The organism is Methylophaga sp. UBA3192, assembly GCA_002363955.1.
In the GTDB taxonomy this organism is placed as follows: Bacteria; Pseudomonadota; Gammaproteobacteria; order Nitrosococcales; family Methylophagaceae; genus Methylophaga.
Window position 1 is genome coordinate 171,521 of the sequence record DEXE01000006.1, and the last position, 16,359, is coordinate 187,879.

Consider the following 16,359-nt stretch of genomic DNA (forward strand, 5'->3'; position numbering starts at 1 on the left):
GGATATAAAAAAATGTTTAGCAATATTACCGATCTGGCGGGACGAATTTTTCTTTCCCTGCTTTTTCTCACGGCAGGTTTAAGCAAGCTTGGCGCAGGTTATGACGGCACTGCCGAATACATGACTGCAATGGGCATCTCATCAGCGTTACTACCGGTGGTGATTGCCACTGAAATCCTCGGGGCAATTGCGATTATTGTTGGATTTCAGACTCGCATAGTGGCCTTTTTACTGGCTGGATTTTCGATGTTATCGGCCTTGTTTTTCCATCTTGATTTTGCCGATCAGATGCAAAGCATTTTGTTTATGAAAAACATCGCCATTGCCGGTGGTTTTTTAGTACTGGTCAGCCATGGGGCGAAACGCTTTTCTATTGATGCGGCTTTTGCCACACATAACAGAGGTATTTGAAAATGACACAATTAAACGTATTACATATTAACGCCAGCAGCCGTTATGACGGTTCACTGACCCGGGCGGTTTCAACACAATTAACAGAAATCCTTGCGGGACAAAATGAAGTGACATTGCAGCAACGTGATGTGGCTTCAGGACTCACGTTTATTGATGAAAACTGGATCAACGCCAACTTTACCGACCCCGCTGATCGTAATGCAGCACAAAAAGAAGTTCTGAGGTTTTCTGATCAGCTGATTAACGAAGTCAAAACGGCGGATGTACTGGTTCTGGCAGTACCTATTTATAACTTTGGCATACCGGCTGCTTTGAAAGCCTGGATCGATTTGGTCGCCAGAGCCCGTGAAACCTTTCGTTACACTGAACAGGGTCCGATCGGATTGCTGGAAAATAAAAAGGTCTATCTGGTGATGGCATCAGGTGGAGTACCGTTAGAAAGTGATGTGGATTTTGCCAGTAATTACCTGAAATTTTTTATGCAGTTTATTGGTATTAGTGATGTCACACTGGTTAATGCCAATCACTATTTTGAACAGCCGGATAGCAGCGATAAATTGGCTGCATTAATTGCGGCGTAAGGAGGCCATCATGGCACAACAACGTGAAGTAAAAAAATGGATCCGTGGCCAAATGACTTCGGATGGAGCCGGGGTAACGTTAAGACGGTTAATTGCCTCGCATGAAATTGATATGTTGGACCCGTTTTTGTTATTTGATGCATTTGGCAGCGATAAACCGGAAGATTATATCGCTGGTTTCCCGCCACATCCGCATCGTGGTTTTGAAACGGTTACCTATATGTTAGCGGGCAAGATGCGGCATGAAGACAGTGCCGGTAATGCCGGTGTGATTGAAAGTGGTGGAGTGCAGTGGATGACAGCAGGACGTGGCATTATCCACTCGGAAAAACCTGAGCAGGAAGATGGGTTGTTAGCAGGTTTCCAGTTGTGGGTGAATCTGCCATCCGAGCAGAAAATGATGCCACCGCGATATCAGGAAAAAGCGGCCGATGAGATCGCAATAGAAACTCGTGAAGCTGGTTTGACCGTCAAAGTCGTTGCCGGTGAAACCATCAATGGCACCAAAGGCGTTATAGATAACAGCTTTGTCGAGCCAGTGTATTTCGTGATTGATGCGCCGGCTGGCAGTGTGTTTGAAGACAATATACCTGCAACACATAACGCCTTTGTTTATGTGGCAGCAGGACGAGTCAACATTGGTGATAAACCGACCTCCATCGGCGCCTCGCAGCTGGCAGTATTAAAAGAAGGCGATACGGTAAAAGTAGAAGCAGAGCAGGACAGTACTTTTATTATCGTGGCGGGCAAACCAATTAACGAACCGGTTGAGCGGGCGGGACCCTTTGTGATGAACACCCGTGCTGAACTGGAGCAGGCATTTACAGACTATCGCAGTGGCCAGTTTGCCTGATATAACGAACTGCTCAGTCGTTTAATGTTCTTTAATTTATGAGAGGATAAGCGTTTAAATTATGGAGTTCGCTATGAATGCTGGTGTTTTGTTCGACTATTGGATCATTACGATTGCCGCATTGTTTGTCATTGTGAATCCGCTGACAACAGCATTTATGTTTGTTTCACTGTTGCCACGAACTTCAGAAGCCACCCGCAAAGCCGTCGCTAAACGCTCAAGTCTGATTGCTACGGGAGTGTTTTTTGTCTTTGCTTTGCTGGGTGGTCTGATATTCAAGATCTTTGGTATTACGATTGAGGCATTTCGCATTGCCGGCGGTCTGATTTTATTCGGTATTGCCATGAGCATGATTCATAAAGGACTGGATGAAAGCGAAACTAGCAATGCTTCTGATCCGGCTATTGATGGCAAGATTGCCAAGGATATTTCTGTGATTCCTCTGGCTATTCCCTTTATGAGTGGCCCCGGGGCTATCGCCACAGTGATGATTTTGACCAGTGAAGCGCCAACTGCCTGGCATTTATTACTGGTGTTTGCTGCGATTATTCTGACAACAGGTTCGTGTTATCTGGCGATGGTTTATTCACATTTTCTGGTGCGTTATCTGGGTGAAACCGGCAAAGAGATTATCACGCGGATCTTCGGCATTATTCTTTCAGTGATTGCTGTACAGTTTGTAATTAACGGCGTGCTGGAGATATACGCTGGTCTTTAATCAGTATAGCCTCAATCCGATTTTGATGATTTTATCGCCTTCCACCTCATTGACTACCCAATGGATGCCATGCCAGTCCACATCATCACCAACTACCGGGTGTCCTCCCACACGGCGTGAAATAAAGTCACTTACAGTCATGCCATATTCGGCAGAGCTGATAACCAGTCCATAGGCTTTGGCGACATCAGAAAGTAATGCATCACCGCGAATATTGAATGAGCCAAAAAACGCTTCTTTCTGTTTTAGTTTGGAATGACCACTGAAGATTTGATTCAGTGCGTCCAAGTCTTCATTACGACTGATCACGCATATCGTGTCATTAAGTTTCAATTCAGTACTGCCTTTAGGATGCAGCATGACATGATTGCGAAATAATGCGGAAATCAGCGTACCCGATGGAAACCTTATTAACCGTATAGGTTGACCATCCAGCTGTTCGTTTTCAATGCGATACACAAACAACTCATAATCATTCTGCGGCAATATACCCAATGCACCCCGATGATTTGGTTTAATCCCGACCGGTACTTCAACGCGCATCCAACGTGCCATTAACGATAATGTGCTGCCTTGAATTAACAGTGACAGCAACACCACCACAAAAGCAACGTTGAAATATAAAGACGCATTTTCCACACCACCTATCACCGGAAAGATAGCCAATACAATGGGCACCGCGCCTCGTAAACCCACCCAGGAAATAAAACCGATTTCGCGCCAGCGGAAGCGAAAAAAAGGTTTAACTGAGAGAACTACCGCAATCGGTCTGGCAACAAAAATTAATGCTAATGCGATAACCAGAGCGGGCAGTGCGTATTGCAGCAATTCACTTGGATTTACTAACAGGCCCAATATCAGGAATAAGCCAATCTGGCTGAGCCAGGCCAGGCCATCATGTACCGGGAGTATGAAATTTAAATGCCGTCCCGGCCGATTGCCAATCATCAGGCCACAAAGATAAATGGCTAAAAAGCCACTGCCGCCAACCGCTCCGGTAAGACCAAAAACACTAAATCCAAGCGCTAGTGCCAGCATGGCATAGAGCCCCGGCGCCAGGTCCAGCCAGCTGAGTAATCTGGCTATTAACCAACCGCCTCCGATACCGATAATCAGGCCAAAACCAAATTGCTGAACAAAAAATAAAATGGTCTCAAGCGGTGCACCAATTTCGCCAACCAGTACTTCCACCAACATAATCGTCAGAAAAATTGCCATCGGGTCGTTGGTGCCGGATTCAATTTCCAGTGTAGCGCCGACTCGTTCATTTAGGTTGATACCGCGACCACTAAGCATGGAAAAGACAGCCGCTGCATCAGTGGAACCTACAATAGCGCCAATCAATAATCCTTCAAATACACTCAGATCAAACACCCACATGGCAAGAAAACCGACACTGCCACTGGTCAAAAGCACGCCTAACGTTGCAAGGGATAATGCCGGTTTAAAACCAACGCGAAAGGTTTTGAGTCTTGTGCGTAAACCACCATCCAGCAGAATCATGGCTAAGGCGAGATGGCCTATCAGAAATGCCATTGAGTAATCATCAAACTGGATACCCAGAATACCTTCTTCGCCTGCCAACATGCCAAGGGCCAAAAAGATAATCAATAAAGGCAGGCCAAATTTTGATGAAAGTCGACTGCCGAGAATGCTCAAAGCAATGAGCAGGCCGCCGAGCAGGAACAGTGTATTGATAAAATCCATGTTAAACCTTGAACAAGTGTAAAGAGAATTATTACATACTCGTCGGTTGCATTTTTAAGGATTAAGTGTTTCAGCAACAATTATTGTTCAGTGTCGCTGCTTATTGGCAATACAAAAAAACCGGCAATCGCCGGTTTTTTTGTGCATTTTAAACAGAGTCAGGCCTGTTTGAGGAAAGGGTAATCGATATAACCTTTTTCATCACCACCATAAAAGCTTTCCGGATCTGGTTTATTGAGAGGGGCATCGATGGCAAACCGTTCAGGCAGATCCGGATTGGCAATGAATAATTTTCCGAAAGAAATCAGATCCGCTTTGCCTTCTTGTAGTGCTGCATTCGCAGATTTATAGTCGTAATTGCTGTTGGTCATATAGACGCCATCCCATAAGCTACGCAATGAGCTGATATCAAAATACGGACCCGCAATACCCGGAGTTTCTGCACCCATTTCTGTAATGTGTAAATAGCCCAGCCCGAATTTATTCAGGGCTTTGACCATGTAGCTGAAAGTAGCTTGGGGATTAGAGTCATATAAATCATTAAATGGCTGAAGCGGTGAAAGACGAATACCGACTTTTTCGGGATCCCATATTTCACAGACAGCGGCAGTGACTTCCATAATCAAACGCGATCGGTTTTCGATACTGCCACCATATTGATCCTGGCGTTGATTGGTTCCATCACGTAAAAACTGATCTAGGAGATAACCATTTGCTGCATGAATTTCTACGCCATCAAAACCGGCTTCTACGGCACAACAAGCTGCGTGACGATATTGCTCAATAATACGTGGGATATCTGCTGTTTCTATCGCCTGTGGTGTTTCATAAGGTTTCATACCCTCATAGGTGTAAACTTCACCAGCCGGTTTTATTGCAGAGGGGGCAAGCGGTTTCATGCCATCTGGTAACATGGAGCTATGCGAAACCCTTCCACAATGCCAAAGTTGCATAAAGATTAAGCCATCTTCTTTATGTACTGCGTCAGTCACACGCTTCCAACCAACTACCTGTGCTTCAGAATGAATGCCGGGGGTGAGTGGATAACCCAGTGCATCATCAGCAATTTGTGAACCTTCACTGATAATCAGGCCAGCGCTGGCACGTTGCCGGTAATAGGTGACATTCATTTCGGTGGGCACAAGACCATCACCTGCTCTATTGCGGGTTAAGGGGGCCATGACCATGCGGTTTTTTAAGGTCTGACGGCCTATTTTAATTGGAGACAGTAACGTAATATCCTGCGATTCGCTCATGAATACCTCTGGCATAAAAGAAAATTAAGGGGAATAGTGCAGTTAGCGTTGATATTGGACTTATTTAAAGATCCAAACGTTACCGGCTGCAAATCATTGACGATCATGCAGGATGGTTCAGCAAAGCTTTTTACTGATTGGTTCTGGCCTAATATCTTATTGTTGTAGATTTTTCGCTTTTTGTTTTGCTTCAAGTAAAGATTTAATGAATTCCAGTTTTTCCGGAACAGCGTCGCAACTGTCTACTGCACTTCCGCAACGTGAGCAATTTAATGCGAACCATGCCGCATCAATGACATCGCTGCGAATTTCTTCCTCTACCTGATTTGCCGTACCCACCATCGATCTGGCTCGGGTCTGAATATATCCATGTTGATTTTTGCACTGCATCACATCAATCGGCTGCTTGAAGTCGTATTGTTGATGCAGTTCCAGGCCCACCTGATATTGGTAAAGCATTTCCTGATAAACCAGTTTTAGTGGATCGCCCGTACCAAGCTGAGAAACAGCACCGGCGTTAGCCAGCAAGGGCATGCAAAGTAACAGCAGAATTATTTTAAGTTTCATAGCAGTGTCCAGGAAAAATTCCCATAGTAATCACAGCTTAATGGATTTTTAAACTGTGTGCATCGGCAAATTCCTTACTGATAAACTGCTAAAGGAATTGCTATTTAAAATGTAAACTAACAACTTTAAGGTGAACGCAACGTGAACAGGGGACAGTCAATGATGGCCAGTGAATTGAGAATCGTTGTGCCAGTAACTGAGAGTATTCATTTTGCTATTGGTATCAGTCCGGTAGGACATGTGCTTACCGCGGAATCTGCCAAGGGTATATGTGCCGTTTATTTGGGTAAATCCCCAAAACTGATGATGGCCAGTCTGCAAAAAAAATTTCCGGATGCGAAGTGTATAGATGGTGGAAAGGGGGTTAAAAATACACTTTCCAGAGTGATTGAAGTTATTCATAACCCCCAAAAAAATAGGGATTTTTCTCTGGATTTGCGTGGAACGGTTTTTCAGAAACAAGTCTGGCAAGCCTTGCAGGAAATCCCGACAGGAACCACAGTAAGCTACAGTGACATAGCTGAAAAATTAAATAATCCGGGAGCGGTGAGAGCTATTGCCAGTGCCTGTGGAGCAAATAATATTGCCGTACTCATTCCGTGTCATCGGGTGATTCGTAAAGATGGCTCGCTTTCAGGATATCGGTGGGGAGTCGAAAGCAAACAAGCACTGCTGCGTCGTGAAAGGCTTGTTTTGACAAAATGAAGATGGCAGATTTATTTGCCGATTTGATACCCACTGATGCGCAACAGATATTGCCAGATGTATTTTTATTAAAAGGTTTCGCGCTGGTGCAAGCCGAACAACTTTTTAAAGCTATTTCAGCTATCGAAACACAATCCCCTTTTCGCAAAATGCAGACACCGGGCGGTTTTCTCATGTCAGCGGCGATTACCAATTGTGGTGAAGTTGGCTGGCATACGGATCGACAGGGTTACCATTACAGTGAAATTGACCCGCAAACCGAGCAAGCCTGGCCAGCGATGCCGGTATGTTTTGAGCAACTTGCTCAACAGGCAGCTCTGTTAGCTGGGTTTAATGATTTTATTCCTGATGTGTGTCTGATGAATCGCTATGAAATCGGTGCCAAAATGGGATTACATCAGGACAAGGATGAGCAGGACTTTTCACAGCCAATCGTTTCTGTCTCTTTGGGACTGCCAATCGTGTTTCAGTTTGGTGGGGGCAACAGAAATGATCCAAAGCAGCGAATACCATTGGAACATGGTGATGTGATTGTCTGGGGCAGGGCTGCGAGGCGTTATTATCATGGCGTTTTAGCGTTAAAACCCGGGCAACATGCATTGACCGGGCCTTATCGTTATAACCTGACGTTTCGGCATGCGAGGTAACTCAGCTTAGACCAACTTTACGAACCAGTTCCATGGTCCTCATGCTGTAACCCCATTCATTGTCGTACCAGGCATAGATTTTCACTTGGGTTTCATTGGTCACCATGGTCGACAGCGCATCAATAATGCTGGAACGCGGATCCCCCCGATAATCACTGGAGACCAGGGGTTTTTCTTCATAGCCTAAAATACCATTTAGTTCATTTTCTGCTGCGGCTTTCAATAACTTGTTAACTTCCTCAACGCTGGTAGCTCGATCAACTTCAAACACACAATCGGTTAATGAAGCATTCGCTAAAGGTACGCGTACCGCATGTCCATTCAAGCGGCCTCTCAGCTCTGGAAAAATTTCGGTGATAGCGGTGGCACTGCCAGTCGTTGTCGGTATCAGATTAGTGCCTGACATACGGGCACGGCGAAGGTCCTTATGCGGTGTATCCAGAATTGATTGAGTGTTGGTCAAATCATGAATCGTGGTAATCATGCCGTGTTTGATGCCCAGCGCTTCATGAATCACTTTAACCACGGGAGCCAGGCAGTTGGTGGTGCAGGAAGCAGCGGTGACAATAGGATGTTTACCCGCATCATATAAGTCATCATTTACCCCCATTACAATATTCAAAATGCCGGGTTGTTTTACCGGCGCTGTCACCACCACTCGTTTAACACCCTGATCTAGATAGGTGTGTAATAAAGCGCTATCACGCATTTTGCCGGAAGCTTCTATCACCACATCACAACCAGACCAGTCTGTGTCATTAATAGCTTTATTGGCTGTCACTTTCAGAGTTTTATCACTAATAGTAATCGTATTGCCACTGGCGATGGCCTGATGCTGCCATCGACCATGTACCGAATCAAAATTTAATAAATGCGCGTGGGTTTCGGCATCACCAGCCGGATCATTTAACTGTATAAACTCAATGTCTGGCCAGTCCCAGGCCGCCCGTAAACACAAACGTCCAATGCGGCCAAAACCGTTAATACCTACTTTGATTGTCATGTTGAATCCTTAATCAATTTGTTGGGAACCAATGCCTTGTACGATTGGCAAAATAAACTAATGTCAGCATCACAGGTACTTCAACCAGAACACCCACTACGGTTGCCAGCGCGGCACCTGAATGCAGTCCGAATAATGAAATGGCAACAGCGACGGCCATTTCGAAAAAGTTTGAGGTACCGATTAAACAGGCAGGAGCAGCAACATCGTGTTGCAGACGCATTTTGATGGCGGCGAGATAGCCCAGAGCAAAAATCCCATAAGTTTGAAGCAGCAGGGGAATAGCAATCAGCACAATAACAAAAGGTTGTTGCATAATGGTTTCAGCCTGAAAACCGAATAGCAAAACCACTGTGGCCAATAACCCCATAATTGACCAGGGTTTGATATGGCTTAAAAAACTGGTGAGGGCTGGTAAACCATGCTTTTTCAGGATATGTTGGCGTGTGAAAAAGCCTGCTATCAGGGGTAATAACACATATAAAACCACCGAAATCAGCAAGGTTTCCCACGGTACGGTTAAATCGGTTATGCCGAGTAAAAATGCGGCAATTGGTGCAAAAGCGAAAATCATGATGATGTCATTGAGCGAGACCTGAACCAGGGTGTAATTGGCATCCCCTTTGACCAGTTGACTCCAGATAAATACCATTGCAGTACACGGCGCAACGCCGAGTAAAATCATGCCAGCGATATATTCATCGGCCGATTGCGGATCGACCCAGCCGGCAAAAAACACTTTAAAAAACAGCCAGCCTAATGCGGCCATGGTGAACGGTTTGATGAACCAGTTGATAATCAAAGTAAGCCATATTCCCTGGGGGCGCTTGCCGATATCTTTTATCGCCGTAAAATCCACCTGCACCATCATCGGGTAAATCATTAACCAGATAAATACAGCAATTAGCAGATTCACATGCGCAAATTCCAGACTGGCAATCAAATTGAATATGTCAGGAAACAGGTTGCCGAAAAACATGCCAGCCAGAATGCTCAGTCCCACCCAAACAGATAAATAACGTTCAAATATGCCCATTAGTGCATGGCTCCTATACGTTTGAGTTCGATACTGAGGTTGGCTGCCGATAGTTCAGCCGGATGTAATTGCAGGAGTGCGTCAATACGGGTTTCCAGCAGCTTGATCAATCCTTCAAAGCTTTGCTGACGCTGAGCAGGATCCACTATCTTTGATGCATCAGTGAGTCCCCAGTGTCCTTTAACCGCTTTACCAAACCAGACTGGACAACTTTCACCCGCCGCCTGATCGCAGACGGTGATAACTATATCAGGCTGATACTCACTTAAATCATCCCAGGATTTACTATACAAACCGTCGGTGTTGTACCCGTATTCGGTTAATTTAGTCAGTGTCTCAGGAAAAATCTTACCGGCAGGGTGGCTGCCGGCACTGGTCACGATAAATGTGTCGCCGGCTTGCTGACGGCAAATGGCTTCTGCCAGGATACTGCGACAGGCATTATGCGTGCAGATAAATAAAAGTTTGAGCGGTGCATGGGTCATGATATATGAATATCCATATATATTTAATGAAAATTTTTAGCAGCAATTATCCAGACGTTGCAACTTGGCTAAGTCGGCAACGAGAAAATTTGGTTTACTATGGTGAGCGGCGTTGATGGACTCTATCGCCCAGGCAGGAAGATTCGGATTAAGTCGATAATAGACCCATTGTCCCTGACGCCTGTCCTGTAACACTCCATGCTGTCTCAATAGAGCCAGATGCCGGGAGATTTTAGGTTGACTAATCTGCAGCGCTGAAATCAGTTCACATACACACAGTTCATCCTGATCCGCGATCAGTAATACAACACGCAGACGGGTTTCATCGGCCAGGCATTTATGAAAGTTCAGTAAATCCATAACAGTTTAATATTTGGTAAATAGTATATTCGATAAATCATATATGAAAGTTTAATTATGTCAATCGATTAATTGCCAGCTATCTTCACCGATTTGAAAAATATCGCCTGCAACCATCTGTCTGCGTTTACGTGTTTCAACTTCACCGTTCACTTTAACGTGACCCTCAGCGATAATATTTTTCGCTTCGGCACCACTATTGGCGATACCTTCAAACTTAAGGATTTTGAACAGTTCAACCGGACTTTTGGTGATATGTACGGTGGTGATTTCGTCGGTCATCAGGAGAACCTTTTATTTAGTGAAAAACATTCGATGGGTCACGTTTTAGTAACGTGAATAGCTCTAAAATCAACGAACTTAAAATGGCTCAATGAAAGGAAACATGGCCATGAAATATCAACAGACCCTGGTAAAGTTGCTACAGATCTCAATTGTAGTGGTGATGTTATACCCGCTCTATTATGTCTGGGAAACTGACAGGATAAAAAGCGCTTGCCAGCAAATCAAACCCGGCATGTCCTATAACGATATCGTCTCAAACCTGAAAGAAGCCGGACTCAGCTTTAGCCGGATGAGTGGTGATTATACCCAAGGTGATAAATGGTTAGGTCTGGTTGAATCACAAGCTTCTTTTGCCGGTTATGCCTGTGAAGTAAGAGGTTTTGGTCAGCAGGTTGCGGGCGTCAGAGTTGTTAAAGGTCAGCAAATTGCTCCCTGAAACATCAGGTTTCAGGGAGCAGAGCCTAATCAGCTGGCGACGTAATTAATCAGAATACCTGCTGCCACTGCAGAACCGATAACACCTGCTACATTTGGCCCCATAGCATGCATTAACAGGAAGTTATGTTTATCCGCTTCCAGTCCCAGCTTATTGGAAACCCTTGCTGCCATCGGCACAGCTGAAACACCTGCAGAGCCAATCAAAGGATTAATAGGTTCTTTGGTGAGTTTGTTGAGTATTTTCGCCATAATGACACCTGATGCAGTGCCGATTGAGAAGGCCACCATACCCAGTAACAGAATGCCCAAAGTCATGTGATTCAAAAAGCTTTCAGCACTTAATTTTGAGCCGACAGCCAGGCCAAGGAAAATAGTGACAGTATTGATAAGTGAATTCTGGGTTGTGTTACTTAAACGATCTACAACCGCACATTCTTTCATCAGATTACCAAAACAGAACATCCCTAACAGTGGTGCAGCATCCGGTAGAAACAATGCGACCAGAATCAACAAAACTAACGGAAAGACAATTTTTTCACGTTGTGACACATGCCGTTGCTGATGCATGCGAATTTTACGATCTTTCTCGCTGGTCAGCGCCCGCATAATCGGGGGCTGAATTAATGGCACCAGAGCCATGTATGAATAGGATGCAACGGCGATGGCACCTAATAAATCTGGAGCCAGTTTACTGGCAACATATATTGACGTCGGACCATCAGCACCACCGATAATACCAATTGCTGCAGCATCAGCCAGACTGAAGTCAAAGATGCCAAACGTCGAGAGTATGACGGCGCCCATTAAGGTTGCAAAAATACCGAACTGAGCAGCTGCACCTAAAAACAGTGTTTTTGGATTGGCGAGTAAAGGACCAAAATCGGTCATTGCGCCAACCCCCATAAAAATAATCAGTGGGAATGCGCCGCTCTCAATGCCAATGGTATAAAACAGATACAGAATACCACCAGGATCAGCCAGGCCCGCTCCGGGGATATTTGCCAGTACACCACCAAATCCGATGGGTACAAGTAACAGAGGTTCAAAGTTTTTCTTGATTGCCAGATATAACAACAACATACCGATCAGGATCATCACAGCCTGACCGAGCTGCATTTGTTGGAAACCCGTGGCTTCCCATAGATGCAATAACTTATCCATTTGACTAGCCCTTAAGCGATTGAAACCAGTGAGTCGCCAACTTTGACGGTATCACCGGGTTTAACATTGATAGAAGTCACCGTACCTGGATGCTCAGCTACGATCTGCGTTTCCATTTTCATCGCTTCAAGGATGAGTAAAACATCACCTTCCTTAACCGTTTGTCCTGCTGAAACCATGATTTTCCAGATATTCCCGGATAATGGCGCTTTAACAGCAATACCTTCACCAGAGCTCGGCTGGCTAGTCGGTTGAGGGGCTTGTGAACTGTCTATCTGGCTGATATCACCGCCTTCATTGACCTCAACAACATATTGCTGGCCATTGACGGTGATGGTGTAGGTCTCTGGCGCATCAGCTGCTTTTGCCGGGGCTGACGGTGCATGAGTAGATTCTGCGGTTGGTAATGGTTCAAATGCATCGGGATTACCACGGTTTTTAAGAAATTTAACCGCCGTTTGATTGAAAAGCGCAAAAGTCAATACATCGTCAATCTGTCTTTCACCTTCCTCCAGTTTGAAATCATCCTGATCTGCAAGAGAAATTAGCTCAGCGGTCAGTTTATCCATTTCATCTTCCAGCAAATCGGCTGGTCGACAGGTAATCGCTTGTTCACCATTTAGCACACGTTTTTGCAGTTCTGCATTAAATGGTGCAGGAGCTGAACCGTACTCACCGCGCAATACCCCTTGTGTCTCTTCAGTGATGGATTTATAACGCTCACCGGTTAATACGTTAATAACGGCTTGTGTACCGACAATTTGTGAAGTAGGCGTAACCAGTGGAATAAAACCGAGATCTTCGCGAACACGCGGGATTTCATGTAACACTTCATCCATACGGTCCAGTGCGTTTTGTTCACGTAACTGGCTTTCCATATTGGTTAGCATGCCGCCGGGAACCTGTGCCACCAAAATACGGGAATCAACACCTCGTAAACTGCCTTCAAACTTGGCATATTTTTTACGGATATCCCGGAAGTACGCAGCGATTTCTTCCAGCAACTCGATATTCAACCCGGTATCACTATCCGTACCTTCAAAGATGGAAACTACCGATTCAGTTGCTGAATGGCCGTAAGTCATCGACATCGAAGAGATAGCTGTGTCGACATTATCAATGCCTGCTTCAACACATTTCATAATCGTTGCAGTCGACAAACCTGTCGTGGCATGAGATTGCATATGTATAGGAATATCAATGGTTTGCTTAAGACTTTTAACAAGCTCGTAAGCTTTGTAAGGCTTAAGCAAACCAGCCATATCCTTAATGCATAAGGAATGTGCGCCCATATCTTCGATACGTTTCGCCATATCCAGCCACATTTGTAAGTCATGTACCGGGCTGATGGTGTACGCCATGGTGCCTTGTGCATGTTTTTCGTTTTCCAGAACGGCTTTAATGGCAACTTCCAGATTGCGCGGGTCATTCATCGCGTCAAATACACGGAATACATCTACGCCATTGATAGCGGCTCTTTCAACAAATTTACGGACAACATCATCAGCATAATGACGATAGCCGAGTAAATTCTGACCACGTAACAGCATTTGCTGGGGTGTATTGGGCATGGCGGCTTTCAGACTGCGAATGCGATGCCAGGGGTCTTCACCGAGGTAACGTATGCAGGCGTCAAATGTCGCACCGCCCCAGGTTTCGACAGACCAGTAGCCGACCTGATCAAGTTTGTCAGCAATTGGCAACATGTCATCCAAACGAAGGCGAGTTGCGAATAAGGATTGATGAGCATCACGTAAAACGACATCTGTGATGCCAAGAGTTTTTTTTGCTTCGGTCATGTTATGGCCTTGTGATTAAACTGATTTTTATGATGACTTGGCGTCACTTATTTTTTTTATTTCGATATTTATGGACTGCGCTGGATAAGACTGTCAGCAATGTGTGATCTTGTTGGGAAGGCTGGGACTGATTTTGATTATGAGTGGATTTATTTTGACCGAGAACGGCAGTGGGGGCGGGAATTCCTTCTGCTGGAAGGGCGCCTACGCTTTTCTCGTAGCGGGTTATAACCCACGACATCAATGTTGTAACGAGTACTAACACTGTCAAGAACACAAATACAAAACCCATGCCGGTCAGCATGAGCGTTAATCCTTCTGACATAAGGGTGGTGTCATCCATCTGTTTGCCTCTGATTGATTTGGGTCGTTAAAAGCTTGTAGCGTTTTCAACTGTAAACAGCCGCCTAGTATAGCATTGTTGATTTAAGTCACATATTTCCTTTACGCAAAAAGCGACTTCTTATGTAGCGTAGCAGGGTAAAGGAATATTCAAAATAGCTTGTGTTTTAATAACTTGGTCGGTAAAACTCAGAAAAAGGATTGTTCGGTAAACAATAATAAAACGATAGAAAATTAACACACGTATCTAAGGGAAATTTACGGAGTTTTATGGAGCATCATGTCCCGCTTATCAGCACGATAGCTGCAGGCTTTGGCCTGGCGCTTGTACTGGGCTTTATTGCAGAAAAAATCAATGTGCCTGCATTGGTTGGCTATCTGCTTGCCGGCATCATTATTGGCCCCAGTACCCCGGGATTTCATGCCGATGTTGATATTGCCATTCAATTATCCGAGATAGGTGTGATGCTGCTGATGTTTGGTGTCGGGTTGCATTTTTCGCTTAAAGATTTAATGGCGGTTAAACGGATTGCAGTGCCCGGCGCCATAGTGCAGATGTCCATTGCAACGCTGTTAGGCACTATGCTGGCAATGAGCTGGGGGTGGACGTTTGGTGAGGGGCTGGTGTTGGGCTTGTCCTTGTCGTGTGCCAGCACGGTGGTGTTATTAAAAGGCCTTGAAGCCCAAGGCGTGCTGGACACGATGAATGGACGTATTGCCGTAGGCTGGTTGATTGTTGAGGATTTGGCAACGGTATTGATGCTGGTGTTATTACCTGCTTTAGCAGGTATTTTGGGCTCTAGTGATGCTGCCCTGTCTGATGCGCCACTCTGGCAAACGATCAGTAAGATTTTATTGCAGGTAACAGCCTTTATTGCGGTGATGTTAATCGTTGGCCGCCGACTGTTTCCCTGGATTCTCTGGCAGGTGGCTGGCACCGGTTCGCGTGAGTTGTTTACTCTGGCAACCATTACCGCAGCCATCAGTATTGCTTATGGGGCCGCGTTGCTGTTCAGCGTGTCGTTTGCTCTGGGGGCTTTTTTTGCCGGTATGATGATGCGTGAGTCTGAATTCAGTCATCGGGCTGCCCAGGAATCACTGCCATTACGCGATGCATTTTCGGTGCTGTTTTTTGTAGCCGTAGGCATGTTGTTTGATCCGGCTATTTTAATAGAAGAACCACTGCATGTGCTGGCCGTCGTGGGCATCATTATTGTCGGTAAATCCATGGCAGCCATGGCACTGACTCTGGTATTTCGCTATCCGCTTAATACAGCGTTAACCGTCGCCGCCAGCCTGGCGCAAATCGGCGAGTTTTCGTTTATTCTGGCAGGGCTTGGGGTGACGCTGGGACTGCTGCCTCATGAAGGTATGAATCTGGTATTGGCAGGAGCCATTATTTCAATAGCCGTCAATCCTTTATTATTCTCGGCTGTAAAACCGTTGAGGAAGTGGATATTGATGCGTTCATTTCTGGCTCGCAGACTTGAACGGCGACAAGATCCATTTGCTGAACTGCCGATGTCGACTGAGAGTAAATTTCTTAAAGGCCAGGTCGTGTTAGTCGGGTTTGGGCGAGTAGGCAGCCGCGTGGCAGAAGCACTCAATGCACGAGATATTCCTTATGTCGTTGCGGAACAGAATCGTGAGCAGGTAGAAGCCTTGCGCAAACAGGGGATAGCTGCTGTTGCCGGTAATGCAGCAGAACCGGCTGTGTTAATTCAGGCGCATATTGCCAATGCCGCCATGCTGGTGATCGCAACACCGGATCCGGTCGATATCAGACAAATGGCCGATACCGCAAGAAAGCTGAATCCAGGAATTGAAATAGTGTTGCGGACGTATAATGCAGCAGAAGCGCAATTGTTGACCAAAGATGGTATTGGTACAGTTTTCTTCAGTGAAGACGAATTGGCAAAAAGTATTACCAGTCACATCACGACACGTTTTGCCCCGAATAATAATGAACACTGACTTCTGTTGGGGAGTCTGAATTAAGAGG

General features: G+C 45.5%; 19 protein-coding genes. 8 read left to right on the top strand and 11 right to left on the bottom strand.

Features of this window, described 5'->3' with window-relative positions; translation table 11 throughout:
* The first annotated feature begins 12 nt into the window (after positions 1 to 12).
* The 4 genes from B2337_RS07895 to B2337_RS07910 all read left to right on the top strand — a co-directional run bounded on the left by B2337_RS07895 (position 13) and on the right by B2337_RS07910 (position 2,566).
* Positions 13 to 411 carry a DoxX family protein gene (locus B2337_RS07895; protein WP_349677073.1) on the top strand — a complete coding sequence of 133 codons (399 nt, stop codon included), beginning with the start codon at positions 13 to 15 and terminating at the stop codon, positions 409 to 411.
* Positions 412 to 413: 2 nt separating this feature from the next.
* Complete coding sequence (locus tag B2337_RS07900) at positions 414 to 995, top strand: FMN-dependent NADH-azoreductase (RefSeq protein ID WP_292413150.1); 582 nt, start codon at positions 414 to 416, stop codon at positions 993 to 995.
* A 10-nt stretch (positions 996 to 1,005) separates the two neighbouring features.
* On the top strand, positions 1,006 to 1,848 hold the full coding sequence (locus B2337_RS07905) for a pirin family protein (protein WP_292413151.1): 843 nt from the start codon (positions 1,006 to 1,008) through the stop codon (positions 1,846 to 1,848).
* A 73-nt stretch (positions 1,849 to 1,921) separates the two neighbouring features.
* Positions 1,922 to 2,566 carry a MarC family protein gene (locus B2337_RS07910; RefSeq protein ID WP_292359919.1) on the top strand — a complete coding sequence of 215 codons (645 nt, stop codon included), beginning with the start codon at positions 1,922 to 1,924 and terminating at the stop codon, positions 2,564 to 2,566.
* On the opposite strand, the gene B2337_RS07915 is transcribed toward B2337_RS07910, so the two are convergent.
* From B2337_RS07915 to B2337_RS07925, 3 genes are all read right to left on the bottom strand, one after another.
* Positions 2,567 to 4,273 carry a potassium/proton antiporter gene (locus B2337_RS07915; RefSeq protein WP_292413153.1) on the bottom strand — a complete coding sequence of 569 codons (1,707 nt, stop codon included), beginning with the start codon at positions 4,271 to 4,273 and terminating at the stop codon, positions 2,567 to 2,569. It lies immediately after the preceding gene.
* Positions 4,274 to 4,431: 158 nt separating this feature from the next.
* A complete protein-coding gene (locus B2337_RS07920; RefSeq protein ID WP_292359916.1) occupies positions 4,432 to 5,529 on the bottom strand; it encodes an alkene reductase in 1,098 nt (365 codons plus the stop codon).
* Positions 5,530 to 5,685: 156 nt separating this feature from the next.
* A complete protein-coding gene (locus B2337_RS07925) occupies positions 5,686 to 6,096 on the bottom strand; it encodes a hypothetical protein (protein WP_292413154.1) in 411 nt (136 codons plus the stop codon).
* A 159-nt stretch (positions 6,097 to 6,255) separates the two neighbouring features.
* Here B2337_RS07925 and B2337_RS07930 point away from each other — a divergent pair, with 159 nt between their 5' ends.
* Together B2337_RS07930 and alkB are read left to right on the top strand one after the other, a co-directional pair.
* Positions 6,256 to 6,801 carry a methylated-DNA--[protein]-cysteine S-methyltransferase gene (locus B2337_RS07930; RefSeq protein ID WP_292413156.1) on the top strand — a complete coding sequence of 182 codons (546 nt, stop codon included), beginning with the start codon at positions 6,256 to 6,258 and terminating at the stop codon, positions 6,799 to 6,801.
* The gene (gene alkB, locus B2337_RS07935; RefSeq protein ID WP_292413158.1) at positions 6,798 to 7,448 is read left to right on the top strand and encodes a DNA oxidative demethylase AlkB; all 651 of its coding nucleotides are present in this window, start codon (positions 6,798 to 6,800) and stop codon (positions 7,446 to 7,448) included. Before B2337_RS07930 ends, alkB begins: the two co-directional genes overlap by 4 nt.
* A 1-nt stretch (position 7,449) precedes the next feature.
* Here the strand turns inward: alkB and B2337_RS07940 are convergent, their stop codons facing one another.
* From B2337_RS07940 to B2337_RS07960, 5 genes are read right to left on the bottom strand one after another with little or no spacing between them, the layout of a single operon-like run.
* Positions 7,450 to 8,451 carry an ArsJ-associated glyceraldehyde-3-phosphate dehydrogenase gene (locus B2337_RS07940; RefSeq protein WP_292413159.1) on the bottom strand — a complete coding sequence of 334 codons (1,002 nt, stop codon included), beginning with the start codon at positions 8,449 to 8,451 and terminating at the stop codon, positions 7,450 to 7,452.
* Between the two features lie 13 nt (positions 8,452 to 8,464).
* Positions 8,465 to 9,487 (bottom strand): ACR3 family arsenite efflux transporter, encoded by a 1,023-nt coding sequence (gene arsB, locus B2337_RS07945; RefSeq protein WP_292413160.1) that lies wholly within the window; start codon positions 9,485 to 9,487, stop codon positions 8,465 to 8,467.
* Positions 9,487 to 9,972 (bottom strand): arsenate reductase ArsC, encoded by a 486-nt coding sequence (locus tag B2337_RS07950; protein WP_292359904.1) that lies wholly within the window; start codon positions 9,970 to 9,972, stop codon positions 9,487 to 9,489. The genes arsB and B2337_RS07950 overlap by 1 nt, the downstream gene beginning before the upstream one ends.
* Before the next feature lie 36 nt (positions 9,973 to 10,008).
* Complete coding sequence (locus B2337_RS07955) at positions 10,009 to 10,332, bottom strand: metalloregulator ArsR/SmtB family transcription factor (protein WP_292359902.1); 324 nt, start codon at positions 10,330 to 10,332, stop codon at positions 10,009 to 10,011.
* Positions 10,333 to 10,392: 60 nt separating this feature from the next.
* Positions 10,393 to 10,614: an RNA-binding S4 domain-containing protein gene (locus B2337_RS07960; RefSeq protein ID WP_349676068.1), complete on the bottom strand. Its 222-nt coding sequence runs from the start codon at positions 10,612 to 10,614 to the stop codon at positions 10,393 to 10,395.
* A gap of 109 nt (positions 10,615 to 10,723) precedes the next feature.
* On the opposite strand from B2337_RS07960, the gene B2337_RS07965 reads away from it, so the two are divergent.
* Entirely contained in the window at positions 10,724 to 11,053 is a 330-nt protein-coding gene (locus tag B2337_RS07965; protein ID WP_292413163.1) for a hypothetical protein, read from the top strand.
* Positions 11,054 to 11,082: 29 nt separating this feature from the next.
* On the opposite strand, the gene B2337_RS07970 is transcribed toward B2337_RS07965, so the two are convergent.
* From B2337_RS07970 to B2337_RS07980, 3 genes are read right to left on the bottom strand one after another with little or no spacing between them, the layout of a single operon-like run.
* Entirely contained in the window at positions 11,083 to 12,216 is a 1,134-nt protein-coding gene (locus B2337_RS07970; RefSeq protein ID WP_292359899.1) for a sodium ion-translocating decarboxylase subunit beta, read from the bottom strand.
* Between the two features lie 11 nt (positions 12,217 to 12,227).
* Positions 12,228 to 14,015 (bottom strand): sodium-extruding oxaloacetate decarboxylase subunit alpha, encoded by a 1,788-nt coding sequence (gene oadA, locus B2337_RS07975; RefSeq protein WP_292413164.1) that lies wholly within the window; start codon positions 14,013 to 14,015, stop codon positions 12,228 to 12,230.
* Positions 14,016 to 14,058: 43 nt separating this feature from the next.
* Positions 14,059 to 14,358: an OadG family transporter subunit gene (locus B2337_RS07980; protein ID WP_292359896.1), complete on the bottom strand. Its 300-nt coding sequence runs from the start codon at positions 14,356 to 14,358 to the stop codon at positions 14,059 to 14,061.
* A 269-nt stretch (positions 14,359 to 14,627) separates the two neighbouring features.
* Here B2337_RS07980 and ybaL point away from each other — a divergent pair, with 269 nt between their 5' ends.
* Complete coding sequence (ybaL, locus tag B2337_RS07985) at positions 14,628 to 16,331, top strand: YbaL family putative K(+) efflux transporter (protein WP_292413165.1); 1,704 nt, start codon at positions 14,628 to 14,630, stop codon at positions 16,329 to 16,331.
* The last annotated feature ends 28 nt before the right edge of the window (positions 16,332 to 16,359 follow it).

What these genes read in the sequence shown, in the direction of transcription:
- B2337_RS07900 (WP_292413150.1), top strand. Translation starts at nt 414, where the DNA reads ATGACACAATTAAACGTATTACATATTAACGCCAGCAGCCGTTATGAC.
- B2337_RS07940 (WP_292413159.1), bottom strand. Translation starts at nt 8,451, where the DNA reads ATGACAATCAAAGTAGGTATTAACGGTTTTGGCCGCATTGGACGTTTG.
- B2337_RS07980 (WP_292359896.1), bottom strand. Translation starts at nt 14,358, where the DNA reads ATGGATGACACCACCCTTATGTCAGAAGGATTAACGCTCATGCTGACC.
- B2337_RS07965 (WP_292413163.1), top strand. Translation starts at nt 10,724, where the DNA reads ATGAAATATCAACAGACCCTGGTAAAGTTGCTACAGATCTCAATTGTA.
- ybaL (WP_292413165.1), top strand. Translation starts at nt 14,628, where the DNA reads ATGGAGCATCATGTCCCGCTTATCAGCACGATAGCTGCAGGCTTTGGC.
- B2337_RS07915 (WP_292413153.1), bottom strand. Translation starts at nt 4,273, where the DNA reads ATGGATTTTATCAATACACTGTTCCTGCTCGGCGGCCTGCTCATTGCT.
- B2337_RS07895 (WP_349677073.1), top strand. Translation starts at nt 13, where the DNA reads ATGTTTAGCAATATTACCGATCTGGCGGGACGAATTTTTCTTTCCCTG.
- arsB (WP_292413160.1), bottom strand. Translation starts at nt 9,487, where the DNA reads ATGGGCATATTTGAACGTTATTTATCTGTTTGGGTGGGACTGAGCATT.
- oadA (WP_292413164.1), bottom strand. Translation starts at nt 14,015, where the DNA reads ATGACCGAAGCAAAAAAAACTCTTGGCATCACAGATGTCGTTTTACGT.
- B2337_RS07955 (WP_292359902.1), bottom strand. Translation starts at nt 10,332, where the DNA reads ATGGATTTACTGAACTTTCATAAATGCCTGGCCGATGAAACCCGTCTG.
- B2337_RS07905 (WP_292413151.1), top strand. Translation starts at nt 1,006, where the DNA reads ATGGCACAACAACGTGAAGTAAAAAAATGGATCCGTGGCCAAATGACT.
- B2337_RS07920 (WP_292359916.1), bottom strand. Translation starts at nt 5,529, where the DNA reads ATGAGCGAATCGCAGGATATTACGTTACTGTCTCCAATTAAAATAGGC.
- B2337_RS07925 (WP_292413154.1), bottom strand. Translation starts at nt 6,096, where the DNA reads ATGAAACTTAAAATAATTCTGCTGTTACTTTGCATGCCCTTGCTGGCT.
- alkB (WP_292413158.1), top strand. Translation starts at nt 6,798, where the DNA reads ATGAAGATGGCAGATTTATTTGCCGATTTGATACCCACTGATGCGCAA.
- B2337_RS07910 (WP_292359919.1), top strand. Translation starts at nt 1,922, where the DNA reads ATGAATGCTGGTGTTTTGTTCGACTATTGGATCATTACGATTGCCGCA.
- B2337_RS07930 (WP_292413156.1), top strand. Translation starts at nt 6,256, where the DNA reads ATGATGGCCAGTGAATTGAGAATCGTTGTGCCAGTAACTGAGAGTATT.
- B2337_RS07970 (WP_292359899.1), bottom strand. Translation starts at nt 12,216, where the DNA reads ATGGATAAGTTATTGCATCTATGGGAAGCCACGGGTTTCCAACAAATG.
- B2337_RS07950 (WP_292359904.1), bottom strand. Translation starts at nt 9,972, where the DNA reads ATGACCCATGCACCGCTCAAACTTTTATTTATCTGCACGCATAATGCC.
- B2337_RS07960 (WP_349676068.1), bottom strand. Translation starts at nt 10,614, where the DNA reads ATGACCGACGAAATCACCACCGTACATATCACCAAAAGTCCGGTTGAA.